This window comes from Allobacillus saliphilus, assembly GCF_018138385.1.
GTDB lineage: Bacteria > Bacillota > Bacilli > Bacillales > Alkalibacillaceae > Allobacillus > Allobacillus saliphilus.
This window is the reverse complement of record NZ_JAGSIE010000004.1, coordinates 1-24,305: the sequence shown is the minus strand read 5'-3', so window position 1 is coordinate 24,305 and position 24,305 is coordinate 1. Positions and strand designations below refer to the sequence as shown.

Sequence of the window (24,305 nt, the reverse complement as noted above, 5' to 3'; positions counted from 1 at the left end):
GTTTCTAGTTAACTAGCATCATTGATCTGTATGTTTTGAAAATACTGTTTAGCGATTTGCAAAAAACCCCACAGCTAAGAATTCAGCACAGAATCAAATCGTCAGTTTACCTTCAGTATATTCGCAGCCTGCCACTGCTCATATCCGATGAAAACGAAAAAACATGTGCTAAAAAATTTACTCGACCCTGCCGAACTCATAAATTATGCGCAATGGTTCTTCGGATAATACCTGTTATATTTTACATTGTATTTAATCAAGATGAAAGAGAAATATTTCCCAACGATAAAAAAGTGTCTGGGGCAAAATTTTTCAAGTTGAGACAGATACGAACATCCTAATCTAGTGTGTAGAAAAACGCTTCGCAAATATACTCCGCTAAGGTGCGGATAATCATGACGGTGGGCGTATATTGAAGGTTTGCGGTAGGATTGCGATTTAACCCTGAAGATCCATAAATTAACACTGAAGCTTCGCAGATTAACACTGAAGATTTTCAAATTAACCCTGAAGATTCACAAATTAACGCTGAAGAACCGCAAATTAACCCTGAAGAACCGCAAATTAACCCTGAAGAACCGCAAATTAACCCTGAAGCCTCGTAATTAAACACTGAAGACAGCATATTTAACACTGATGCTCTAAGGGCTAGCATTGAAAAACGATCCAGACACATCAAAAACCTTGATTAATGAGTATTTTTACTCACCAATCAAGGTTTCATCTAGCGCGTCTTTTGTTTGGGTAAATTTGTAGCAGCCACAAATCGTTCGCTCAGAAGCATTTTATTTTAAGTTATAGAAAGCTGAGTCCCCGGCATAATGTGCTGTTACGCCGAGATAGTCTTCAATACGTAATAATTGATTGTATTTTGCAACGCGGTCTGTACGAGATGGAGCACCTGTTTTGATTTGACCTGCGTTCGTTGCAACAGAAATGTCAGCAATCGTTGCATCTTCTGTTTCGCCAGAACGGTGTGAAATGACAGCTGTATAGCCTGCTTTTTTCGCCATTTCAATTGCTTCAAACGTTTCCGTCAACGTTCCGATTTGGTTTACTTTAATCAGAATGGAGTTAGCGATTCCTTTTTCGATTCCTTCCGCAAGTTTCTCCGTGTTCGTAACGAAAAGGTCATCTCCGACAAGCTGAACACGATCTCCAATTTTTTCAGTTAATAATTTGAAGCCGTCCCAGTCGTTCTCGTCCAAGCCGTCTTCAATCGAGACGATTGGGTATTTATTGACTAACTCTTCATACCAAGCAACCATTTCTTCTGCTGTTTTCGTGACGCCTTCGCCTTTTAGTTCATACTTACCGTCACTGTAAATTTCAGAAGCGGCAACGTCCATCGCAAGTTTGATGTCTGTACCGATTTCATAGCCCGCTTCTTTGACAGCTTCAACGATTGTTTCCAATGCTTCTTCGTTGGATTTCAAGTTTGGCGCGAATCCACCTTCATCACCAACGGATGTATTATAGCCTTTATCCTTCAATACTTTTTTCAATGCATGGAAGATTTCTGTACCTGTACGCAACGCCTCTTTAAACGTAGGTGCGCTAACAGGCATGATCATAAACTCTTGAATGTCGACATTGTTGTCCGCATGCTCGCCGCCATTTAAAATATTCATCATTGGTGTCGGTAATGTTGTCGCTTGGAAACCACCGAGATATTTGTATAATGGCTGGCCGAGATAGTCTGCTGCTGCATGGGCAACCGCCATCGAAACGCCCAAAATCGCGTTCGCGCCGAGTTTCCCTTTGTTTTCGCTTCCGTCTAGCTCAATCATTAGTTGGTCAATATCGACTTGTTCGGTTACATCGAATCCGACGAGTTCTGGAGCAATGACATCATTAACATTTTTAACGGCTTGCTCGACACCTTTTCCAAGGTAACGGTCTTTGTCACCGTCGCGTAATTCGACTGCTTCATGTTCTCCAGTTGACGCACCACTTGGAACTATTGCGCGGCCGTAGCCACCGGATTCTGTCATTACTTCTACTTCTATTGTTGGATTGCCACGTGAATCTAATACTTCTCTACCATAAACATCGATAATATAAGGCATGAAAACTCGCTCCTTCATGTTCTATTTTTGTTGATATTGAAACACTCTTTAGGTGTACACTTTTGCTCAAAGAGGCTAAGATGACATTTGCGATTCATCGCAATCGTTCCATGCCGCTCGTACACGGATTGTACTGATCCAACGGCCGTTGTTCGGTTCTTCAACGTTAAAATGTGTTCCTTCAGCATTAATTTACTTTTCTTCAGTGTTAATCTGCTTTCCTTCAGTGTTAATCCACTTTTCTTCAGTGTTAATCCACTTTTCTTCAGTGTTAATTCGCGGTCCTTCAGTGTTAATCTGCTTTTCTTCAGTGTTAATCTGCTTTTCTTCAGTGTTAATTCGCGGTGTTAATTCGCGGTCCTTCAGCATTAACCTGCTTTCCTTCAGTGGTTGGATCCAATCGAACGGACCTTCACAGGATGTAATGCTTTCGTAACGCGTCTGATGTTAGAAAAAACTTTACTTTTCGTGGAGCTATTTAATTAGGCTACTTCCTGTCATCTCACCTGGTTGTTTGATTCCTAATAATTCCAATACCGTCGGTGAGAGATCCCCTAGTATACCGCCTTCGTGTAAAGATAGCTCTTCATCGGTCACAATGACTGGTACTGGGAAAGTCGTATGTGCTGTCATTGGACTGCCGTCTGCGTTCATCACTTGGTCGGCATTCCCATGATCTGCCGTAATAACAGCACGTCCACCGAGCTCAATAATGCAATCTACAATCCTGCCTAGACACTCGTCGACGACCTCAACAGCTTTAATCGTCGGTTCAAGTTTTCCAGAATGTCCAACCATATCTGGGTTGGCAAAGTTCAAAATGATTAAATTCGGCGGTTCTTCCGCCAAGACATCCATCAGTGCATCTGTGACCTCATACGCACTCATTTCAGGCTTCAAATCATACGTTGCAACTTTTGGAGAGTCGATTAATATCCGGTTTTCTCCTTCAAATTCCTGTTGTCTACCCCCATTCATAAAATATGTCACATGAGGATATTTTTCTGTTTCAGCAATACGAAGTTGTGTCATTCCATTTCGGGCAACAACCTCACCAATCGTATCCTTAGGTTGGTTCGGTGGAAAAGCAATACCGACATGAAAATCTTTATCATACTGTGTCATCGTAACCATATGCAAGTCGTCTAATAACTCATAATCATTTGCGAATACTTCAAATCGATTATGGATAAATACATCGGTCAGTTGGTTTGCACGATCTGGTCGGAAATTCGCAAAAATGATTGCATCGCCATTATCTACGCGTGAAAGTGGCACACCGTCATCATCCAATATGACGATCGGTTTAATGAATTCATCATAGACTCCTTCATCATAAGCTGCCTTGACCGCTTCAATCGCATCCTCACTCGCATTTCCTTCACCAAACCTGATTGCTCGATACGCTTTTTCTACTCGGTCGTACCGATGATCTCGGTCCATTGCATAATAACGACCGGTAACCGTCGCAAGTCTCGCATTCGGTACCTCTTCCATTTTTTCATTTAACTGTGCTAAATAATCAACCGCTGTTTTTGGACCGACGTCTCGACCATCCAAAAAAGCATGAACATAAACGTTTTCGACCTCTTGCTGTTTCGCAACGTCCAGTAACGCAAAAATATGATCGATATGACTATGAACGCCCCCATCGGAGAGCAAACCGAAAATATGCAGTGAACTTTGATGTTTTTTCACATGTTTAATGGCGTTTGAAAATGCTTCATTTCTAAAAAATCGGCCATCGCGGATTGCCACATTAATGCGTGTTAAATTTTGATAAACGACTCTTCCTGCTCCGATGTTCAAGTGACCGACTTCCGAATTTCCCATCTGGCCTTCAGGTAAGCCGACCGCCTCCCCAGAAGACTTGAGTGTTGTTGTCGGGAACTGATTCCAATATCGATCGAAATTCGGCGTGTGTGCTTGTTTTACTGCGTTTCCGAATTCTTCATCTCTTAATGCATAGCCATCTAAGATGATTAATGCTGCGAGTGGATTATTTTGCATTGGCTCCTGCCTCCAACAATTTCAAAAATGATTCTAGTTCCATGCTCGCTCCGCCGACTAATGCGCCATCAATATCGGACTGTGCAAGAAGCTCTGCAATGTTTTCCGGTTTAACACTGCCTCCGTATTGAATGCGCACCTCATCTGCAACAGCATCGGAATATAGTTCGCGAAGTGTTTCACGGATTGTACGGCAAACTTCGTTGGCATCTTCACTTGATGCTGTTTTTCCTGTACCAATCGCCCATATCGGTTCATAAGCGACAACAGCTTTTTTCGCATCCCCTTCTCGAATGCCTTCAAATGCTGCTTTCACTTGATTACGAACAAACTGATTCGTTTCATTGTTTTCACGCTGTTCCAATGATTCGCCGACACATACGATCGGAAGCAAATCATTTTCGAATGCAGCTTTCATTTTTTTGTTGATGAGCTCGTCATCTTCATGGAAATATTGACGACGTTCCGAATGACCTAAAATCACATAATCGACTAAAATGTTTTCAAGCATTTCTGGGCTTACTTCACCTGTGAAGGCACCGCTCTTTTCATAGTGCATATTTTGAGCACCGATTCGAATTGGCGTATCTCTTGCTGCTTCTGTTAAAAATGGCAAGTGGATAAATGATGCACAGATGACCGTGTCCACTTTTGAACCTTCTGGTACTTCATCACGTAAAGCCATGACAAAACGAGCACCGTCTGCCGCTAATTTATTCATTTTCCAATTTCCTGCAATAATAGGCTTTCTCATTTATTTGTTCACTCCTTCTTCATCTTCCAATGCTTGTACACCTGGTAGAACTTTTCCTTCCATAAATTCTAAGGAAGCTCCGCCACCAGTGGAAATATGATTCATCTCTTCAGCAAAGTTAAACTTCTCGACAGCTGAAGCTGAGTCTCCTCCACCGATAATGGTGTAACCATCAGTCGTCGCTAATGCTTCTGCGACTCCTTTCGTTCCTTCAGCAAATGCATCCATTTCAAATACACCCATCGGTCCATTCCATAAAATCAATTGTGAGTTTTTAATTGTTTCAGCGTATTCTTGAACCGTCTCTGGACCGATATCTAGTCCTTGCCAGCCTGCTGTCATTTCTTCAACAGGAACAATCTTTTTGTTGGCATCTTCAGCGAATTGATCAGCCATCACAACATCCTTTGGCAAGTGTAACGATACGCCTTTCTCTTTCGCTTTCTCGATAAACTGCTTGGCCAAATCAATTTTATCTTCTTCTAATAGCGAGTCGCCAATTTCATGGCCCATCGCTTTGATGAATGTAAAGGAAAGACCGCCGCCAATGAGTAGATGGTCGACTTTTTCCAATAAGTTATCAATGACACCGATTTTATCTTTAACCTTTGAGCCTCCGATAATCGCGGTAAATGGACGATCAGGATCTTCAAGCGCATTGCCCAATACGTTAATTTCTTTTTCCAATAAAAATCCAGATACAGCAGGTAAATGATGTGCAATTCCTTCTGTGGAAGCGTGTGCACGGTGAGCCGTACCGAATGCATCATTGACATAAAGATCAGCAAGGGATGCGAACTGTTTGGCTAGTTCTGGGTCATTTTGTTTTTCGCCTGGCTCGAAACGGACGTTTTCCAATAATAAAACATCACGATTTTCCATTTTTTCAACGGCTTCTTTTACTTCGTCTGAAAAAACGTCATCCAGTTTGTAAACGGGTTGTTGTAAGTAGTTGCTAAGTGATTGTGCGACGGCATCCAAGCGAAGCTCTTCAACGACTTCTCCGCCAGGTCGACCGAGGTGACTTGCCAAAATGACTTTGGCTTCTTTTTGAATGAGGTACATAATTGTTGTTAATGCAGATTTAATACGGGTGTCGTCTGTGATTTCACCATCTTGCATCGGTACGTTGAAATCAACACGGACGAAGACTTTTTTGCCTTTCACATCGACATCTCGAACGTTCTTTTTGCGCATGTTTAAAACCTCCAGCTATTGAGTTTCCTTATGTAACTGTTTACCCTATAATGTCTGATTTTAAAAGAAAAGGAGGAACATTGAAATGCTCCTCCTTTAGTCTACCATTTTTCATCGCAAAATGAAGTGAGAAATGGTAAGACAGTTATTCAATCTTTAGAAGCCTTGTTTACCCATATGAATCGCTAGATCGATACAACGGTGGGAATAGCCAGATTCGTTATCGTACCAAGAGATAACCTTAACCATATTCCCGTCCATAACCATCGTGGAAGCTCCATCAACGATTGATGAGAATGTGTTGCCGTTATAGTCTGAAGAAACGAGTGGTAATTCTGTATAATCGAGATACCCTTTTAGGTCGCCTTCTTCAGATGCTTTTTTCATAGCTTCGTTTACTTGTTCTTTTGTCACGTCTTGGTCTAATTCCGCAACCAAGTCAACAAGAGATACGTTTGGTGTCGGCACACGAACAGCCATACCTGTTAATTTCCCATCAACTTCTGGTAGTACTTTCGCCACAGCTTCAGCAGCACCCGTAGACGTTGGGATGATGTTTTCAGCTGCTGCACGTGCGCGACGGTAGTCACCATGTGGGGCATCAAGAACTTTTTGGTCGTTTGTATACGAGTGAACGGTTGTCATCATACCGCGTTTCAATCCGAATTCATCAACCAATACTTTCGTTACTGGTGCTAAGCAGTTCGTCGTACACGATGCGTTAGAAACAATTTTGTGTGCGTCTTTGTCATATTCGTTTTCGTTTACACCCATCGCAACAGTTAAGTCAACATCTTTTCCAGGTGCAGAGATGATGACACGTTTCGCACCTGCATCCAAGTGTTTCTGCGCACTTTCACGGTCACGGAAGATTCCAGTCGATTCAATAACGATATCGACACCGAATTCGCCCCATTTCAAATTAGCTGGATCACGTTCAGAAGTGACATGATATTCTTTACCATTAATAACTAAATTGTCACCTTTTACTTCGACTTCTTCTTCCAATGTTCCATGAACCGAATCGTATTTCAGTAGATGTGCAAGCATGTTTGCATCTGTTAAATCATTAATCGCTAAAACTTCTACTTCATCATGTTTTAACGCTTCACGAAAGATTCTACGTCCAATTCTTCCAAATCCGTTAATACCAATTTTAACTGCCATGTGACATACCTCCGAATTAACTTTATTTATGATTTATTTTCTTGCAATTGTTCGATCAAGTATCTGGCCACTGCCTCATCTATAATGAGCCACCCACTAGGAATCCATCGTAAAAAAGCAGCAACAGCTTCTTTTTTCGATGATCCGCCAGCGACCGTGATGAGTGATGGGATTTTCTTAACTAATTCAGCAGAAATTCCTATTGTATCTACTCTATCAATAACATTCCCATTTTTATCAAAGTAATAACCAAATGCTTCGCCGACCGCTTTCGAAGATTTTAATTTCTCTTTTGTAGCTTCAGTTGCTTTTCTTCTGTCTGCCATCGTCAAAGCGTCACCGACACCATGGATAAGCACATCAGCTTTTTCCATCAATGAAACAATCTCTTTTACACCTGGCTGCTCCAACATTTTTTCTTTCAATTCAGGACCCATTTCATCTGGTACATGAAGCAATCGATAGTCGCCATTTGTTTCTTGAGCCATCTTGACGCAAATGGAGTTCGCTTGGTATTCGTGCAAATCACCGAGGCCGCCGCGAGCTGGGATAAATAATGGACGCTTTCTTTCTAGCGGTTTCATATAATTTGCGACCATTGCCATTGTCGAGCCGCCAGTCACATCGACAATAGATTGATCCTTAATTTGCTCATGAAAAATGATGGCCGCTTCCTTCCCGAGGATTTGTTTCGTTTCAGGGGAGGTGTCTGCATCACCAGGAACAATTTTGATTTGTTTCAAACCTAAACGGCTCTTCAACTGATGTTCAAGCGTCGTTAGGTCAGTACTTTCTTTCACCATTCGGTAATAACTTTCAACAATCTCATGACCAGCTGCAGTGATAAACATCCCTTTATTCGTCACTTCGATTAATCCTTGCCGATCGAGAAATTCTGTTTCACTGCGGATATGCCGCTCAGTTTCTTTCAAATATTCGGCAAGCGATCGTCTACCAACTGGTTCGAGCGTTGCGATTCCCTTTAATATTCGGTAACGTTCGTCCATTTTATGCATCAATTCTGGGATTAGGATTTGCTGAAATTGATATAAGCTTTTCATTCACTCATCACCCCCTTGCTCAGAAATTTATTTGCGAGATTTATCTGATGGTCAATTACAGACCAAGAGTGTGTCTTTATTTGTCCCGCTTAATGCAAAAAAATATTTCCTGACTCTAGTATACAAAAAACTGATGAACGCCACAACTAAAAGGCTAAGGAATTTCTTTTATATACGAAATCCCTAACCCTTTAGATTTTTGGCCAAAAAATTTTCAACCGTCACGAATGAAAGATCTTCAGCTGTTAACTCATCATCGTCGACTCGAATCACCGGGATGGTCAGAAAATAAGATTCCAATAACCGCTCATCCTGATAAATATTCTGTTCGACAATCGTGAAATTATACTCAGATTGAAAAATTTGTAGCATCTGTTTCGCTTCTTCGCATAATTTGCAATTGTGTTTTGTATAAAAGTAAACCATTTTCGTTTTACGCATGGTGTTTTGCCCCTTAATTTAGATCTTTACTGCTATTATATCGAACTGTTACCCGAAAAGTGAATTGATTAATCTTAGCTATGTGTTTTTTTGATGAATTTATGAGTTTGAATTTTTGAATTGAGGAATTTGATGTGTGCTAGTTAGTCGTTGGGGGTTTTTATCGACAGTTGGAGGGGCTTTTTCAACAGTTAGGGCGCGTTTATCAGCAGTTAGAGAGACTTTTTCAACAGTTAGAAAGCGTTTATCAACAGTCAGAGCAGCTCTTTCAACAGTTAGAAGGCGTTTATCAACAGTCAGAGTGGCTCTTTCAACAGTTAGAGTCCGTTTATCAACAGTCAGAGCGGATTTTTCGTCAACTAGCACTTATCCCAACTATATAGAAAAACTCCACAACACAAAATGTGCGGCAGAGTTTTTAGCAGCCTCCTCGGAGGGAATCGAACCCCCATCGCAAGAACCGGAATCTTGTGTGTTATCCTTTACACCACGAGGAGAAGTATGTTGTGATAAAATGAATTGCAGTAAAAATTATACGTTGGCAACTAGTTAATTTCAAGATTTGATTTTTAAAAACCAAAATTTAGTCTATCATAGAATCGTATATTTGGAAAGAAACTTAATATTTTTATACGTCCACTAAACGTTTAAATGAGCACTTTGTTGGGAACATTGAATATGGACCTACATAAGAAATCAACTTCATGAATAAAGTCAAAAAGGGTAAACTTTTTGTTTGACCTTATTTGACCAAAGAGGTAAGATTAGAATGAATAAAGAAATTAAAAGGAGTGAATGGAATGAATTTAATCCCTACAGTTATTGAACAAACGAACCGCGGAGAACGTGCTTACGATATTTATTCCCGTCTATTAAAAGACCGTATTATTATGCTAGGTGGACCGGTTGATGACAACGTTGCGAACTCAATCGTTGCACAGATGCTATTTTTAGCAGCGGAAGATCCTGACAAAGATATCTCTCTATACATCAACTCACCAGGTGGTTCCATCACTGCTGGTATGGCGATTTATGACACAATGCAATTCATCAAGCCAGATGTTTCTACAATCTGTGTAGGTATGGCTGCTTCTATGGGTGCATTCTTGCTTGCAGCAGGTGCTGAAGGAAAGCGTTACGGCTTACCTAACTCTGAAGTAATGATTCACCAACCATTAGGTGGTACACAAGGTCAAGCTTCTGACATTGAAATTCATGCAAAACGTATCATTGAAATGCGTGAAAAAATTAACCAAATTCTTGCCGATCGTACAGGTCAGCCACTTGAAGTGATCCAGCGCGATACAGACCGCGATAACTTCATGTCTGCTGAAAAAGCGAAAGAATACGGTATGATTGACGAAGTTATGGAAAAATAGAATGAGATTTGAATGAAATTTTCAAGTGAATCAATTCAAAAAGAGCAGTGGATTACGTTATAATCCGCTGCTCTTTTTTAACTTAACGTCAATTAAGAGTCGTTTTTCTCTTCGTATAGGCAACAACTTTGTATTCGATTCTAGTTTTGTCAATTTGCTTAGCTTTTTCACCAAAGTAAAAAGTTAATAGTTTTCTTGCCTCTTCAATCGAATCAAAGATAAATTCCGTGTGAATAACATGATAGTCAAACCCTCGTTGCACCCATTTAGAAACATTACTTGAGATATCTTGTGTAGATAAAGAACAGAACTCGTCGTTTCCGTAGTTATCTACAATAATGATTTTTCCATCCTTTTTAACCACTCGTTCGACTTCTTTTAAACCGTCATCAAGATCTGTGATTCCATCAAAAAAGAAAGCCCATGTTGAATACATGGCATCAAATGTATTTGAGTGAAAAGGAATTGACTGCGCCACGCCGTTTGACCATATTAGCCTTTTATTTCGGTCAATCATATTTTCATCTGGTTCCATAGCTACTATATTACGGCGTTCGCTAGTTAACTTCTCCGCTGTGTATCCATTTCCAGCACCAACATCTAATAAATTCCCGCTAGGCAAAATGGTGTCCAGAAATTTAATGACTTTTCCCTCTCGATCCATACATCTACGTTCAATTTCAAATAAATCAGGTTTTGTTGAACCATAAAATGGTATTATTTTTGAGTTTTTATTGTCTTTTATCATTTTTAGCCTCCTGGAGTTTTACTTATAATCAGTGGCTAAAATTACGCAACCTTTCCATCTGTTTCACCTCATTTCAAAGTATATAATAGCACTATTTTCTGAATAGTAAAATAAATATTTGTTAAAACTTTTTTGGAATAATTTCGTAAAATTAAAAAGCAGTTCGATTAAAGGCGCAAATTTCATTGCCCCTTAATCGAACCACTTCACATGTTAGCGTTCTATTAATTTAAGTAGCCACTTCTTCCAAGTCTTCTTCTGCTTTCGTTGCTTTATCAGGCATTAACAAACTAAAGACAATCCCGAAAAATAATGCGATGAAAAATGTGGTGAAACGGGATGTCATCATTTCTTCTAATGGTGTGCTAATCCATAAAACGGTTGATAACAAACCAGAAACGATGGTCGCAATCACACCAGCACTGGAGTATCTTTTCCAGAAGAATGCCATAATAATCGCCGGTGACAATGTACAGCCGACGCCAGCCCATGCCCATCCGACAACGAGGTAAAGCAATGATTCAGACACGAGTGCAATAATCATTCCTATCGCACCGAAGAACAATACAGAAAAACGAGATAACCACAGTAATTGTTTCTCTGTTAGCTTAATGCCTAATGCTTGGTTGATGATATCTTCTGTCACCGATCCTGTAACAACGACTAACTGTGAATTTGCTGTTGAAATAATGGCCGCCAATACTCCAGCTAACAGTAATCCAGCAATCCATGGAGGCATGAACTGTAAAATCATCGTCGGTAGTAATGTTTCAACATCGCCGAAGCTTCCTTGATCATAGAGAGCAATCGCTGCAATACCGATTGCGAATGCGCCAGTGTATGCCAACACTGTCCATAGAATAGCAACATTTCTCCCTTGTTTTACTTCTTTGTCATTTCGTAGTGCCATAAATCGCGCACTTAGCTGTGGTTGCCCACCTAAAAATCCAAAAAACCAAGAGAAGTTTGTAAAGAACAACACACCGAGCGAGAAGCCTGTCACACCACCGAACCATTTATCAAAGGTAGGACCTGCATCGACAAGCGCTGCGCTGACTGAAATATCGTTGGCAAAAATGTGGGCGAATGCGACAATCGGAAGTACCACTAATGTAATGACCATCATGACACTTTGGATCATATCTGTCCAAACGACGGAGATGAACCCACCCGCAAAAGCGATGGCGATAATAACAACGGTCGATAAGATAACCCCCCAAACCGGTGGAATATCAAATGTTGTTAGTAGCATTTTCCCCGCTCCGGCCATTTGTGCGCCGACATAAAACATCAAGAATCCACCAATCAAAATACCTGCTAACCAACGAATCATGTTTGCTTTTTGCCCAAAACGTTTAGCTAAATAATCCGGCAATGTAAGGGCGTTATATTTTTCTGCTTCATCTTTAAACCGCTTGGCAAGGAATAGCCAAGAAAATAAGATACCTGAAGCAATACCTGCTGCAACCCATACACCAGATAACCCTGCAGTGAATACAAACCCGGTATAACCGAGTAGTAGCCAAGCAGATTCACCAGTAGCCCGTTCGGAAAAAGCTAACGCCCAACCCGGAAGCTTTTTCCCTCCTAGTAAGAAATCGGACTGTGATTTACTTTGCTTACTGAAATAATAACCAATGGCCATGATGATCAAACAGTAGATGATGAATTCCGTTAATATTATATTCATCGAAAATCTCCTTTTTTAGGCTAAGCCTTTACTGATCATTCAAGTTTGGTACCCACTTCACTTAACATCACTTTTTCATGAATCACATTTGCTGCAATAACATCAAATAATCCCATTCCAGTCGACTTAAAAATCACACTCCCCTCTGGATGATTTCTCCAGTATTCTTCTGCATCAAAACTGTTTATTTGAACGACATCCGAAAATTGCTGGATGTCTTCTTTCACATACCAATTAGCTTCAATGGCTTGAATGACATCGCCACTTTCCTTCATGGCGTCTTCACTGTCGATGAAAAAGTGATCGCAAAGCGCATAGAGCTGCCTTGGAAATTCACGCATCGTTGGTTGAAAAGATCCGATTCCGATAATCAATTTGCCTTTTAATAGCTCCTGATGATCAGGTAAAACTGGATCAGGGGAAGACGTTGCGGTGATGACGACATCCGCATGCTGTATCGCCTCCTCGGCGGAATGACAAGGATAAATGGCTATGTCATCAGGTAATCTCTCATGCAAACGGTCAATTAAAGGTTCCAACTTTTCATACGTGCGGTTCGTTATATAAATTTCGTTAAAAGAATGTGCAGCACAAGCGGCTAACGTTTGGTAAAATCCTTGGACACCCGCACCGATCACTGCAAGTCGCTCAGCATCTGGTTTTGCGAGTCTTCGTACGGCAGCCCCACCAAGCGCGCCCGTCCGGAAACCGGTTATAAAGTTTCCGTCCATGATCGCTAACACTTCACCGTTTTGACTATCGTTTAAAATGACAAGCCCTTGAATAACAGGTTTATCTTTATTTTCTGGAAAAGACGTGAGTAATTTCGTTGCAATAGCTTGGTCTGTAATACATGGCATAAGTATCATCGTATTCGAGTTTTGTTGAACCTGCATTCGTGTAGGCATTTGATATTTTTTGTCAGCATAAACCCGGTAAGCTTCTTCCATCGCATCGATCATCTCTTCCATCGTGATCGATGACTCGATTGTTTGCTGGTTGAGATAAAGCATCGTTTCAAATCCCCCTTTCATAAAATTGTTGCTAAACAATAGCTCCTTCGATCAATAGATCATTCTCTTTGAATCGCTCAAAGCGAAGCGGACGCAAATCCAGCGTTTCGTATTGACCATAATGAATTAACTCGGCAAGACATTGGCCGACTGCCGGAGCTTGCTGCATCCCATGACCACTGAAACCACAAGCCATATAATAGCCCTTCGCCTCAGGGTGTTCTCCAACGATTGCATTTTGGTCCTCTGTGTTATGGGCATACAAGCCCGCCCAGCCACTGATGATTTTCGCATGTTCAAAATTTTTGACGCGGTGACCGAGAATCGGCCATAGCTGTTCCATAAAGAAGGAGCGTTTCCAACTAAAGTCGAAGCCTGGTGTAACTTTTTCACTAAAACCGCTGATAAAATATTGTCCTTCATGACGGAAATAAACACCTGATGGGTCTACGGTTAGCGGTAGTTGTTTAGCAAGTGGTTCTTCAATATCAAATTGGATGATTTGTCGTTTCAATGGAATTACAGGGATTGGAAAGCCACTATTTTCACTAATTTGTGCTGCCCAGCCGCCTGCACAATTAATGACAAGTGGCGCTTGATAACAATCCCCAGTTGCCGTTTCTACTCCAGTGACAACTCCAGCTTCGTGAGTAATACGTTCGACTTGTTCACAAACAAATGTCGCGCCCAATTGTTTTGCATTTTTTGCATAACCTTGCATTACTGAATATGGATCCAAATAACCGTCTTCAGCACAATACAACCCACCAACTAAGTCATCGGTCGTTAATTCAGGAATAACATTTTGTAGTTCGTCTGGAGTTAACAGTTGAGATGGAACACCATAACTTTGTTGCAACTCAGCTTGCGCTTTTAATTCCGCCCAATTTTCATCTTGAGCTAGAAAGAAATATCCATGTTGTCTAAAATCGATTTCGGCTAGTTCTCCATTGACAGCCATGTCTTCTGGAAAGGTCAAGTATTTTTGTAATGAATAGCGACTGATTTGAATATTAATTCCGGTCGTAAACAGTTGTCTGATCCCCCCGGCACTCCGTGGTGTGGATGAATATTCATAGAGAGAATCCTTTTCAAAAATCAATATTTCACCTTCAAAACCTTCTTTTAATAAATGGTAAGCAACGCTGGAACCTATTACGCCTCCACCGATAATAATGAGATCTGTCTGTCTCATGACGCTCCCTCCACATTGTCAGAATATTGTTTCTTTTTATCGTACAAAAAGTATTTGGTCGCTGACTATGGTTAACCTGCATAAATTAAATGAAAATTATTACTATTAAAAATGTTTTGTTTTATGGTAAACTAAATATAAATTGTGAGTTGAACGGAGTGTGTAAGGTGAACGAATTTGTACAGTTTGCACAAAAGGCTGTGAAAGCGGTTTCAAATATACTGCCTTTTCCTATAAGTCTTACAGATGATAAAGGTTTAATCGTTGGAGATTCCAATTCACGGCGCATCGGTACATTCCATGCGCCTTCACAACAAGTCATCATAGAAAATAAACTTGTCCTATTTGACGAAGCAACAACCGACCATACAAAAAATATTTATCCTGGTGCAGCGGTTCCCCTCCATTTTGATTTCGAGACGATCGGTGTTTTAGGAATCATTGGAGACCCAAAAGAAGTCGAACCATACGCCTTGTTAGTTAAAAGCTACATTGAAATGATGTGGCACGAAGCTGCTCATCAACAGCGCCGGACATTTGAAATCAGTCATATGGAAACATTTTTGCATTATGTCTTATTTACGCCTGATGCTGAAAAAGAGAAAATCATTGATTACTGTGACATGATGGATATACCGCATTCGAAAACCCGTTTTATCATCGTGGCAGATTTTGGTCATTCCTTATCGACAATTAACCAAAAAACGTTAACGTTAGATGAAATTAAATACCGTTTCATTCACCTTATGAAAAATATATTCAACAATCATGATGATTTATGCGCTTTTTTGAATAATGATCGAATTGTTATGTGCAAACCATCCTATGGAATTGAAGATTACAAAGAGCAATTGAAAGAGTTCGATACACAAGCAAAACGTTTCTCAGAACAAGCGAATCGTTTATCGATCAAGGAAGTATCCATTGCCGCAGGTCCTCTCGTCTCTTCCATCGATGAACTGACAAACTCCTATCAAAAGGCCGATCTATTAATTCGCTTTGCAAAGAAAAACGGATTGAATGGTGGAGCCTATCATTGTTTGGATCCCTATATACTTGCAAATTTATTTTATGACGGGTCGACCCATCTACTAGACGAACCACTTGAGATGCTCCTCCAGCCATTGTTGCAAGATCCGGCTAGCGCAGAGTTGATCAAGAACTTTACGACTTATTTGGAATGCAATATGAATATTAGCGAGGCGGCAGAACAACTTTTCGTCCACCGAAACACCCTACTTTATCGACTCAATAAAGTAGAACGAATGACAGGCATTCCTTATAAAAATTTCAAACTAGCTTCGATGCTTTATTATTATTTGCAGCGTAAGGCTAGTAATTGATTGGGAGAGCGGTTTTGAACGGAATTGTTAAACGTAGAAGGCCGGGGTGCGCGGATTATATGCGCCCAAGATTGAAGAGTTTGTGCCTTGAGCTAGATGATATGCTCCCTGCGTGTAGTATTATGTGACCAGCTTTGGTGAATATGTGACCTGGTAGGATTAATATGAGACGAATCTTTGAAAATATGAGCCTTTATATAATTGTGAATTTGAGATTAACTTACGAATTCTAGACAGCGATCAATGTGTCATATGCGCCCGTTTCGGTCAAATATGCACCTTCTTGTGACAGATATGCTCCCTTCTTCTTTGGTTATGCGACCAACTCGTGAAGATATGCGACCAAACGGGAAAAATATGTGACCAATCTCTCAAAATATGCCCCTACCAAAACACTTTGCAGAAAACTTCCCATTCATCATTGCATTTTTTTCTGAATATTGTAAAATAGATAACAAACCAAGGTTAAACTGTCACAAGCAGTTATTCTCCCTTGGATTCTGAAAATGTTTCAAATAACTAAAACTGTTCCATAGCCGAAACTCCTTGTTGCCGAGGAGATGCAAGGCGAATGTGAAGCCAGTTCATTGTTTTTAGTCGAAGGACTAATGACTTTGTGCTGGCTTTTTTAAATGGTTTTTATGAATGATGTTGAATGAGAGGAGTGATCAAGCTGAGTAACACATTGGAAGGGATCCGTGTTCTTGATTTATCAAGGGTGCTCGCCGGTCCGTATTGTACAATGATTTTGGGTGACCTCGGGGCTGAGATCATCAAGGTGGAAGCACCTGGTGGCAGTGATGAAACGCGCGGTTGGGGACCGCCTTTTCAAGAAGGAGTCAGTGCGTATTACCTTTGTGCGAATCGGAACAAGAAAAGCCTCACTGTAAACTTGAAATCGGAAGAAGGTCAGCGGGTGATTCATCAGCTCGTCAAAGAGAGTGATGTCATCATCAATAATTTTAAGACGGGTACGATGGACCGACTGAATCTAGGGTATGACGACTTGAAAAAAATGAACCCCGGACTCGTCTATTGCTCGATTACAGGGTTTGGGGAAACGGGTCCGTATAAGGACTTTCCTGGCTATGATTTTATTATTCAAGCAATGAGTGGCTTGATGAGTATTACAGGAACGGAGGAGTCGGGTCCACAGAAGGTCGGTGTCGCCATCACGGATATTTTGACGGGACTCTATGCGTGTATCGGAATCCAGGCTGCTTTGTTGGAGCGCACCCAGTCTGGTGAGGGGCAAAAAATTGATATATCTCTCTATGATTCTGCCGTCAGTTCACTGGTGAATATTGCGAGCAATTACTTGATGGCTGAAAAAATTCCAGAGAGACTCGGGAATCATCATGCCAATATCGTTCCTTATCAAACATTTGATACGCGTGATGGAAGTCTTGTCATTGCGGTTGGGAATGACCGGCAGTTCGCTCAGTTAACCAAGTTACTCGGGCACTCTGAGCTGGCTGATGACCCTCGCTTTCAGACGAACGCCAAGCGCGTTGAAAATCGTGGACAGCTCAGTCCTATTTTAAATGATCTTTTTAAGCAAGAATCAACAGCTCATTGGACAGAAGTTTGCCGACAAAACAACATTCCATGTGGACCGATTCAAAACGTAAGTGAGTTAACAAAAGACCCACAGCTACAACACCGCGACATGTTTATCGAACAAGAACATCCTGTTGCTGGAGACATCAAGCTCGTCGGCAGTCCATTAAAATTATCAAAAACACCGGTGCAATACCAATCCTATCCACCTTCTGCCGGTGAACATAACGAAGAGCTTTTACAAACCATCGGATATTCAACAGAGGAAATTGAGGAAATGAAAAAGAACCATATTATTTAGGAGGAATGAAATATGAATTTTGAATTTAGTGATGAACAAAAGATGCTACGACAAACGGCGAGAGATTTCGTCGATAAAGAAATTATGCCTTACATGGCTGAATGGGATGAAAAAGGCAGTTTCGATCCAGCCATTTGGAAGAAGCTTGCCGACCTCGGTATAATGGGCGTTTGTGTGCCGGAAGAGTATGGCGGCAGTGGTATGGACTATAACTCGCTTGCAATCGTTTGTGAAGAACTTGAGCGCGGTGATACCACTTTCCGGACAGCCGTTTCCGTCCATACTGGCTTGAACAGCATGACACTCATGCAATGGGCGAATGAAGAACAGAAGCAAAAATACTTGGTACCACAAGCAAAAGGGGAACAAATCGGCGCATTCGGTTTAACAGAGCCTGGTGCAGGTTCTGATGTCGCTGCCATGTCTACGACAGCTAAAAAAGAAGGCGATTATTATATTTTAAATGGGCAAAAAACATGGATCTCGTTATGTGATGTTGCCGACAACTTCCTTGTTTTCGCCTATACGGATAGCAAAGATAAAAAGCACAAAGGTATCTCTGCTTTTATCGTTGAACGCACAATGGAAGGTTTCTCATCTAAAGGGATAAAAGGAAAACTCGGAATTCGTGCGGGTAACACCGGAGAGATCTTTTTTGATAACATTAAAGTACCGAAAGAAAATCTGCTTGGCGAAGAAGGTGAAGGCTTCAAAATCGCGATGTCAGCACTCGACAATGGTCGTTTTACAGTTGCTGCAGGTGCGTGCGGGCTCATTCAAGCCTGTATTGAAGCTAGTGTGAACTACTGTCACGAACGTGAAACATTCGGTAAGCCAATCGGCAAGCATCAGCTCGTCCAACAAATGATTGCGAAAATGGAAGCCGGTTATCAGATGAGTCGTTTACTCGTCTACCGTGCAGGGGAATTGAAAAACAAGGGAGTTCGCAACACACGCGAAACGTCACTTGCCAAATGGCAGGCTTGTGATTTTGCCAACCAAGCAGCAGATGACGCCGTTCAAATCCATGGTGCTTATGGTTATTCGAGCGAATATCCTGTTGAGCGATACTTACGAAATTCTAAAGCACCGGTTATCTATGAAGGCACACGAGAGATCCATACATTAATGCAAGCAGATTATGTTCTCGGTTATCGAAAAGATAAAAAATTAAACAAGATGCTGCCGGCTTGGTCAGGTGAAGACAAATAAGCAATGGGAGGTATGTCCATGACAACCTTTGAGGCAAACACGAAAGGAATTTTTATTGATGGTGAATGGAAAGAAGCAAAGTCAGGCGAAACGGAAGTCGTTGATAATCCAACCACTTTAGAAAAACTAACCGAAGTTTCAAATGGAGATTTCGATGATGCGACGGATGCCATCGACGCTGCTTATGAAGCATTCCCAGAATGGTCGAAAATGAGTCCTCGGAAACGATCCAAAATTTTATACCGAGCGTATGAACTCATGATGGAAGACGTTGATCGGTTAGGCGAAATCTTGACACTTGAACAAGGGAAGCCGTTAAAAGAAGCAAAAGGTGAAATTAAAGGTGCAGCTAGCTTCTTGCAATGGTATTCCGAAGAGGCAAATCGTATATACGGAGAAATGATTCCAGCATCCCGCGAAGGCAACCGGCAGTTCGTCTTGCCACAGCCTGTGGGGGTCGTCGGTGCGATTACACCATGGAATTTTCCTTCCTCGATGATTACAAGGAAATGCGGCCCTGCTTTGGCAGCCGGGTGTACGGTCGTATTGAAACCAGCAATGGAAACACCACTTTCTGCGATTGAAATTGCGAAAATTTTTGAGAAGGCAGGTCTACCAAAAGGCGTATTCAACCTCGTGACTGGAAAAGCACAAGAAATCGGTGAAGCCTTTTTAACAAATGATAAGGTGCGTAAAATTACGTTTACCGGATCAACAGAAGTCGGAAAGTACTTAATGCGTGAAAGTGCCGACCAACTGAAAAAAGTTTCATTGGAATTGGGCGGTCACGCACCAATTCTCGTATTCGAAGATGCTGACTTAGAAACAGCAGCTAATTTAACGCTTGCAAGCAAATTCAGAAACGCCGGTCAAACGTGCATTTGTGCAAACCGTGTGTATGTTCAAGAATCGATTAAAGAAGAATTCAGCAAAGTATTATTGGAGAAAGTGAAAGAGCTGAACGTCGGGAATGGCTTAAACGACGGTGTCGATATTGGACCGTTAATTAACGAAAACGGCACCGAAAAAGTCCAAGACCATTTAACTGATGCAACGAACAAAGGCGCTCGAATTCTTTGTGGAGGAACCAAATGGGACGGTGAATATGCAGGACACTTCTTTGAACCAACCCTTTTGGATAATATTACGGATGACATGAAAGTCATGAACGAAGAAACATTCGGCCCGCTTCTTCCGCTTCAAACGTTCAAAACCGAAGAAGAAGCAATCAAAGCGGCCAACAATACAAAATACGGCTTAGCGGCATACTTCTTTACCGAAAACCTCGATCGTACCTTCCGTGTATCTGAGGCTTTGGAATACGGAATGGTCGGCGTCAATGAAGTCTTCCCTTCTGTTGCCGAAGCACCATTCGGAGGAATCAAACAATCCGGTTTTGGAAAAGAAGGCGGACACCACGCGATTGATGATTTTGTCGTGAAGAAACTAGTTACGATTAGTGAGAAAAAATAGAATAGTACAGTTGAACCCGAGAGTTGATTACTTTCGGGTTTTTTATTTAGCCTTTGATAAAGTGAATTGTTGCTGATTCAACATCGGTTTCTCCGCGATTTATCGGCGGTGGTTTGTCGGCCGCTTTGCACGGTTTTTCGATGGCCTCGCTTAGTTTTTCGATGGCTTCATTCGGTTTTTCGACGGCTTCGCTCGATTTTTCGACGGCTTCGCTCAGTTTATCGGCGGCTTTGCTTGATTTATCGGCGGCTTCGCTCAGTTTATCGGCGGCCTTCCATGGAAAACTAATTAACTATGCTAAAATAACCATAGATGAAGCAATTAAGAGAGGTTGTTACTATGAAAATATTACTCATCGGAGCAACAGGCCTGTTAGGCAAGGCTGTCAAAAAAGAATTAGAAGACGAACATGAAATTATTGAAGCTGCTTTGGAAGATGCTGACATTAACGTCGACATGACCAAGCTGAATCAGATCCGTGAGATGTTTGAGAAAGTCGGAAAAGTTGACGCAGTCATCAGTACGGCCGGCGACGCTCCTTTTGTTCCGCTGGAGGAATTGACTCCTGAATTGAATGATGTTGGTATTGAAAGCAAATTAAAAGGACAGATTAACCTCGTATTAATTGGCATGGAGTATGTGAATGACGGAGGAAGTTTCACGTTAACGACAGGCATTTTAATGGATGATCCTATCCCTAAAGGAACGTCATCCGCCATGGCAAACGGGGCGATTGCAGGCTTTGTCAAATCTGCAGCGATCGAGTTGCCGAGAAGAATACGGATTAATAATGTCAGTCCGAATGTCTTTTCGGAAGCGTCAAAAGATCATCGTGACACATTCCAAGGGTTCGAACCCGTTTCCATCGAGAAGGTTGCGTTGGCATTCCGGAAGAGTGTCAATGGAAAGCAAACAGGACAGACTTATAAAGTTTATTAATTAAGCCATCCGGAACTTTTGTCGTAAGTTCCGGATGGCTTTATAATTTTATGGATAAATTCCCCCAAGTTTCTTTCCAGTTTTTCTGTTGGACTCTTTTTTGATAGATTATCATCCTTTCTTTCGTTTCAGTAAAAAATGGTGTCGGTCTGACTTTTAACTGAACTAAATCTTCTATACCATGAGGTGCCGCAAATACGACCTTAACTCTCTCATCTACTTTCACACCGACTGCTGTAGCCGTCTCAGGAAATTTAGAGATTGCATCAACAGAAGATTGATAAGGTGGAAGCCCATTCCGTTGGTGCATTCTCGCCTCGTTTTTCACAGACCATGGAACTTCAGGCATAAACGAGAATAATAAACTCTCGTATTTCTTTTCTTGTGATTTATCGAGTTCTTTATTATCAAAATAAATGACATCGATATCAGGGATTGACGTCTGTTCGGTGAATCCGTGCAGTTCATCCCAAACTTTTGAACGAACAAAACCTGCAGCAATCCACCATTCAGGTAAGTTGAGACGTTTTGCCGTATGTAAAATCTCCATCATCCACTCATCCGCTTCGACTATTTCAATGATTTTTTCTTTAGTGATCATCACTTAATACTCCTAAGGTGATTGTTAAATTTTAAAAAATGTCCATAGAACTACCCTATGAACATTCTTCGTTGGTTATTGTTTTTGCTGCTCATACTGTTTATATAAATCTTTCACTGCTGTAGCCAATGCGGATCCTGCTTTACCGAGATAATGTTCTTTGATGAGTCTGACCGGTTCGTCGATTCCATCTTCCAAGCAATAACCTCTTAAAATTCGACTGATGAAATCCCGGCCATGTTCAGTCGCTAACGTACAGCTGACTTCAATGACGACGCCATGATTCTTATCCAATTCAGCTGTCACCGTAAGTGTTTCATAAATCGTTTGTGCAGCCATGCCTGCCGGTAATTTTGCATGACCCGCGACAAAATATGTATTCATGCTCTCGCCCTCCCTTTTACTCTTATTCTATCATTTTTTTGGAGCACCGAGAGCAATAGAAATTTGAGTTGCAGTATGTTGGGTCTTTCTTTTTATCTCTTTGAAGCGCTCTCCTTCAAAATGTTGCGAGAGGCCACTAACCGTTAGGGCCGAAATAACTTTCCCATGATGATTATAAATCGGGTAGGATATACCGACCGTATCTTCATCTTGTTCGCCATAACTAATTGAAAACCCTTGTTTTTTGATTAAAGCCAATTCTTGTTGAAGTTTTTCTTGGTCGATCGGCTCACCATTTTTTATCGATCGGAGTGGTTCTTGCATGAAAATTCGGTCCTGTTCCGCTTCATTCATGAAAGCCAATAGCAGCTTTGGACCTGATCCAACATAAAGTGGGGAACTCTTACCAACCTGCGTGTATAAACGGATCGCACGATTGCTTTCCACCTTCTCAATGTATGTGGCGTGAAGATCGTTTTGGATAACCAGGTGAACAGCTTCATTGATTTCTTCGCCTAATTCCACCATATAAGGCTTAGCGATTTTGCGAATATCGAGTTGGTCGGCGACTAAATTGCCAAGTTCCAATAATCGCAATCCTAATCGATATTTCCCATTCGGCTCAGAATCCCTTGCCAAGAAATCTTCTTGTTCCAATGAACTGAGCAAACGATATGCCGTTGCTTTTGGTAGTTTCGCAGTTTCTGCAATTTCCTTTAATGTCCACTCTGTATGTTTTTCATCGAATAGCTTCAATAATTGCAAGGCTTTAATGACGCTTTGATTCATTGCTTTTCCCTCTTTCATCGTTCTCTATTGAGCACACACCTTTATTTAAAGGGTAGCACGACAATTGTATCGTCTACCCTCTAAAATGTTAAAGAAACTTCTGTGTTTGTTTATACACTGACATACGATTCATCTTCATATGTTTCTTCTCGAATGACGACGTCTCGCTTCGCCATCTCTTCGATATATTCTTTCCCGGGCACAATTTGTTCTGGTGGGTAGACACCTTGTTGATCAATGACTCCCGAGCCGATCATTTGGGCAACGACAGAGATTGTATTGGCCGTCGCTCGTGCCATAGCCGTGACTTGACTTTCCATATCTTTCGTCGTCGTCATTTGGAATTGATGGTACTGCTTTTGACCATTTTTCTTTCCTCCAACGACAACACGAAGAAGAACAGCGTCTTTCTTATCGCCAAGCTTCACAAAGGGCTCTAATGCTTTTAAGAGTACTTGCCGTGTATTAATTTCTTGGCCATCGATATTGACAAAGGCATCCTTCGACGTTAAGTTCAGATCGACCAAAAGCTTGAACTTTTCCGCATGACCAGGATAGCGAATTGTTTTATATTCTAATGTATCGACGTCACCGAATGTAATCGGCAGTGTAGAAGTTCCACCGGATGTGTGGAATGCTTCCAACTCGCCATATTCATCGAAATGAATAGATTCGACTTCCGTCAGTGCCTTCACTTCTTGCTTTTTCCCATCACGAATAATCAACGCTGGGTCTGTGTAGTGATCGAATAATCCTTCCATGGAAAAAACATGATTGTATTCTAGTGGCGGTTCAGGCTTTGCTGGAATACCTCCGACGAATAGACGGATAGACTCGACTTCATCCAATTTGCTTGCACCATAGCCGGATAAAATATTGATCATACCTGGCGCAACACCCAAATCTGGAATGATTGTCACACCCGCTTTTTGCGCTTCCTCTTTCATAGCTAACACTTTATCCGTAATATTACCGATGT

Annotated in this window: 23 protein-coding genes and 1 tRNA gene; 7 read left to right on the top strand and 17 right to left on the bottom strand. The window is 41.3% G+C overall.

Features of this window, described 5'->3' with window-relative positions; genetic code table 11:
* Positions 1-785: 785 nt before the first annotated feature.
* The 8 genes from eno to KC820_RS01125 form a co-directional block, all read right to left on the bottom strand.
* On the bottom strand, positions 786-2,069 hold the full coding sequence (gene eno, locus KC820_RS01160; protein ID WP_212367325.1) for a phosphopyruvate hydratase: 1,284 nt from the start codon (positions 2,067-2,069) through the stop codon (positions 786-788).
* Positions 2,070-2,261: 192 nt separating this feature from the next.
* Positions 2,262-2,438: a hypothetical protein gene (locus tag KC820_RS01155; RefSeq protein WP_212367323.1), complete on the bottom strand. Its 177-nt coding sequence runs from the start codon at positions 2,436-2,438 to the stop codon at positions 2,262-2,264.
* Between the two features lie 105 nt (positions 2,439-2,543).
* The gene (gene gpmI / locus KC820_RS01150) at positions 2,544-4,079 is read right to left on the bottom strand and encodes a 2,3-bisphosphoglycerate-independent phosphoglycerate mutase (protein ID WP_212367322.1); all 1,536 of its coding nucleotides are present in this window, start codon (positions 4,077-4,079) and stop codon (positions 2,544-2,546) included.
* On the bottom strand, positions 4,069-4,833 hold the full coding sequence (gene tpiA, locus KC820_RS01145) for a triose-phosphate isomerase (protein WP_212367321.1): 765 nt from the start codon (positions 4,831-4,833) through the stop codon (positions 4,069-4,071). The genes gpmI and tpiA overlap by 11 nt, the downstream gene beginning before the upstream one ends.
* Positions 4,834-6,030, bottom strand: coding sequence for a phosphoglycerate kinase (locus KC820_RS01140; protein ID WP_144087905.1), 1,197 nt, complete (start codon positions 6,028-6,030; stop codon positions 4,834-4,836).
* 156 nt (positions 6,031-6,186) lie between these two features.
* Positions 6,187-7,197, bottom strand: coding sequence for a type I glyceraldehyde-3-phosphate dehydrogenase (gap, locus tag KC820_RS01135; protein WP_212367320.1), 1,011 nt, complete (start codon positions 7,195-7,197; stop codon positions 6,187-6,189).
* 26 nt (positions 7,198-7,223) lie between these two features.
* Positions 7,224-8,258, bottom strand: a complete 1,035-nt coding sequence (locus KC820_RS01130; protein ID WP_144087907.1) for a sugar-binding transcriptional regulator — start codon at positions 8,256-8,258, stop codon at positions 7,224-7,226.
* A 183-nt stretch (positions 8,259-8,441) separates the two neighbouring features.
* A complete protein-coding gene (locus tag KC820_RS01125; RefSeq protein WP_144087908.1) occupies positions 8,442-8,699 on the bottom strand; it encodes a glutaredoxin family protein in 258 nt (85 codons plus the stop codon).
* A gap of 170 nt (positions 8,700-8,869) precedes the next feature.
* On the opposite strand from KC820_RS01125, the gene KC820_RS01120 reads away from it, so the two are divergent.
* Complete coding sequence (locus tag KC820_RS01120) at positions 8,870-9,082, top strand: hypothetical protein (protein ID WP_212367319.1); 213 nt, start codon at positions 8,870-8,872, stop codon at positions 9,080-9,082.
* Between the two features lie 42 nt (positions 9,083-9,124).
* On the opposite strand, the gene KC820_RS01115 is transcribed toward KC820_RS01120, so the two are convergent.
* Positions 9,125-9,196, bottom strand: a tRNA-Arg gene (locus KC820_RS01115).
* A gap of 303 nt (positions 9,197-9,499) precedes the next feature.
* Between KC820_RS01115 and clpP the strand changes: the two genes are divergently transcribed.
* Positions 9,500-10,078, top strand: a complete 579-nt coding sequence (gene clpP / locus KC820_RS01110) for an ATP-dependent Clp endopeptidase proteolytic subunit ClpP (protein WP_212367318.1) — start codon at positions 9,500-9,502, stop codon at positions 10,076-10,078.
* A gap of 88 nt (positions 10,079-10,166) precedes the next feature.
* On the opposite strand, the gene KC820_RS01105 is transcribed toward clpP, so the two are convergent.
* The 4 genes from KC820_RS01105 to KC820_RS01090 all read right to left on the bottom strand — a co-directional run bounded on the left by KC820_RS01105 (position 10,167) and on the right by KC820_RS01090 (position 14,724).
* Positions 10,167-10,826 carry a class I SAM-dependent methyltransferase gene (locus tag KC820_RS01105; protein ID WP_212367316.1) on the bottom strand — a complete coding sequence of 220 codons (660 nt, stop codon included), beginning with the start codon at positions 10,824-10,826 and terminating at the stop codon, positions 10,167-10,169.
* Positions 10,827-11,055: 229 nt separating this feature from the next.
* Entirely contained in the window at positions 11,056-12,516 is a 1,461-nt protein-coding gene (locus KC820_RS01100; RefSeq protein ID WP_212367314.1) for a sodium/proline symporter, read from the bottom strand.
* Between the two features lie 35 nt (positions 12,517-12,551).
* Complete coding sequence (locus KC820_RS01095) at positions 12,552-13,550, bottom strand: ornithine cyclodeaminase family protein (protein ID WP_212367312.1); 999 nt, start codon at positions 13,548-13,550, stop codon at positions 12,552-12,554.
* Between the two features lie 10 nt (positions 13,551-13,560).
* A complete protein-coding gene (locus tag KC820_RS01090; RefSeq protein WP_212367310.1) occupies positions 13,561-14,724 on the bottom strand; it encodes an NAD(P)/FAD-dependent oxidoreductase in 1,164 nt (387 codons plus the stop codon).
* A gap of 167 nt (positions 14,725-14,891) precedes the next feature.
* On the opposite strand from KC820_RS01090, the gene KC820_RS01085 reads away from it, so the two are divergent.
* The 5 genes from KC820_RS01085 to KC820_RS01065 all read left to right on the top strand — a co-directional run bounded on the left by KC820_RS01085 (position 14,892) and on the right by KC820_RS01065 (position 21,552).
* Positions 14,892-16,067, top strand: coding sequence for a CdaR family transcriptional regulator (locus KC820_RS01085; protein ID WP_212367309.1), 1,176 nt, complete (start codon positions 14,892-14,894; stop codon positions 16,065-16,067).
* 673 nt (positions 16,068-16,740) lie between these two features.
* The gene (locus KC820_RS01080; protein ID WP_144163061.1) at positions 16,741-17,928 is read left to right on the top strand and encodes a CaiB/BaiF CoA transferase family protein; all 1,188 of its coding nucleotides are present in this window, start codon (positions 16,741-16,743) and stop codon (positions 17,926-17,928) included.
* Between the two features lie 12 nt (positions 17,929-17,940).
* On the top strand, positions 17,941-19,140 hold the full coding sequence (locus KC820_RS01075; RefSeq protein ID WP_212367308.1) for an acyl-CoA dehydrogenase family protein: 1,200 nt from the start codon (positions 17,941-17,943) through the stop codon (positions 19,138-19,140).
* A gap of 18 nt (positions 19,141-19,158) precedes the next feature.
* Positions 19,159-20,613, top strand: a complete 1,455-nt coding sequence (locus KC820_RS01070) for an NAD-dependent succinate-semialdehyde dehydrogenase (RefSeq protein ID WP_212367307.1) — start codon at positions 19,159-19,161, stop codon at positions 20,611-20,613.
* Between the two features lie 339 nt (positions 20,614-20,952).
* Positions 20,953-21,552: a short chain dehydrogenase gene (locus tag KC820_RS01065; RefSeq protein ID WP_212367306.1), complete on the top strand. Its 600-nt coding sequence runs from the start codon at positions 20,953-20,955 to the stop codon at positions 21,550-21,552.
* 40 nt (positions 21,553-21,592) lie between these two features.
* Here the strand turns inward: KC820_RS01065 and KC820_RS01060 are convergent, their stop codons facing one another.
* From KC820_RS01060 to KC820_RS01045, 4 genes are all read right to left on the bottom strand, one after another.
* Entirely contained in the window at positions 21,593-22,153 is a 561-nt protein-coding gene (locus tag KC820_RS01060; protein WP_212367305.1) for a nucleotidyltransferase family protein, read from the bottom strand.
* Positions 22,154-22,228: 75 nt separating this feature from the next.
* The gene (locus KC820_RS01055) at positions 22,229-22,537 is read right to left on the bottom strand and encodes a DUF3870 domain-containing protein (RefSeq protein WP_144087919.1); all 309 of its coding nucleotides are present in this window, start codon (positions 22,535-22,537) and stop codon (positions 22,229-22,231) included.
* A gap of 30 nt (positions 22,538-22,567) precedes the next feature.
* Positions 22,568-23,344, bottom strand: coding sequence for an IclR family transcriptional regulator (locus KC820_RS01050; RefSeq protein ID WP_236782459.1), 777 nt, complete (start codon positions 23,342-23,344; stop codon positions 22,568-22,570).
* Positions 23,345-23,436: 92 nt separating this feature from the next.
* Positions 23,437-24,305, bottom strand: an 869-nt coding sequence (locus tag KC820_RS01045; RefSeq protein ID WP_212367303.1) for a saccharopine dehydrogenase family protein, incomplete at its 5' end; no start/stop codon positions are given.

Bases quoted from the DNA above. Each gene is read 5' to 3' on its own strand.
- eno (WP_212367325.1), bottom strand. From the start codon at position 2,069: ATGCCTTATATTATCGATGTTTATGGTAGAGAAGTATTAGATTCACGT.
- KC820_RS01155 (WP_212367323.1), bottom strand. From the start codon at position 2,438: ATGCTGAAGGACCGCGAATTAACACCGCGAATTAACACTGAAGAAAAG.
- gpmI (WP_212367322.1), bottom strand. From the start codon at position 4,079: ATGCAAAATAATCCACTCGCAGCATTAATCATCTTAGATGGCTATGCA.
- tpiA (WP_212367321.1), bottom strand. From the start codon at position 4,833: ATGAGAAAGCCTATTATTGCAGGAAATTGGAAAATGAATAAATTAGCG.
- KC820_RS01140 (WP_144087905.1), bottom strand. From the start codon at position 6,030: ATGCGCAAAAAGAACGTTCGAGATGTCGATGTGAAAGGCAAAAAAGTC.
- gap (WP_212367320.1), bottom strand. From the start codon at position 7,197: ATGGCAGTTAAAATTGGTATTAACGGATTTGGAAGAATTGGACGTAGA.
- KC820_RS01130 (WP_144087907.1), bottom strand. From the start codon at position 8,258: ATGAAAAGCTTATATCAATTTCAGCAAATCCTAATCCCAGAATTGATG.
- KC820_RS01125 (WP_144087908.1), bottom strand. From the start codon at position 8,699: ATGCGTAAAACGAAAATGGTTTACTTTTATACAAAACACAATTGCAAA.
- clpP (WP_212367318.1), top strand. From the start codon at position 9,500: ATGAATTTAATCCCTACAGTTATTGAACAAACGAACCGCGGAGAACGT.
- KC820_RS01105 (WP_212367316.1), bottom strand. From the start codon at position 10,826: ATGATAAAAGACAATAAAAACTCAAAAATAATACCATTTTATGGTTCA.
- KC820_RS01100 (WP_212367314.1), bottom strand. From the start codon at position 12,516: ATGAATATAATATTAACGGAATTCATCATCTACTGTTTGATCATCATG.
- KC820_RS01095 (WP_212367312.1), bottom strand. From the start codon at position 13,550: ATGAAAGGGGGATTTGAAACGATGCTTTATCTCAACCAGCAAACAATC.
- KC820_RS01090 (WP_212367310.1), bottom strand. From the start codon at position 14,724: ATGAGACAGACAGATCTCATTATTATCGGTGGAGGCGTAATAGGTTCC.
- KC820_RS01075 (WP_212367308.1), top strand. From the start codon at position 17,941: ATGAATTTTGAATTTAGTGATGAACAAAAGATGCTACGACAAACGGCG.
- KC820_RS01070 (WP_212367307.1), top strand. From the start codon at position 19,159: ATGACAACCTTTGAGGCAAACACGAAAGGAATTTTTATTGATGGTGAA.
- KC820_RS01065 (WP_212367306.1), top strand. From the start codon at position 20,953: ATGAAAATATTACTCATCGGAGCAACAGGCCTGTTAGGCAAGGCTGTC.
- KC820_RS01060 (WP_212367305.1), bottom strand. From the start codon at position 22,153: ATGATCACTAAAGAAAAAATCATTGAAATAGTCGAAGCGGATGAGTGG.
- KC820_RS01055 (WP_144087919.1), bottom strand. From the start codon at position 22,537: ATGAATACATATTTTGTCGCGGGTCATGCAAAATTACCGGCAGGCATG.
- KC820_RS01050 (WP_236782459.1), bottom strand. From the start codon at position 23,344: ATGAAAGAGGGAAAAGCAATGAATCAAAGCGTCATTAAAGCCTTGCAA.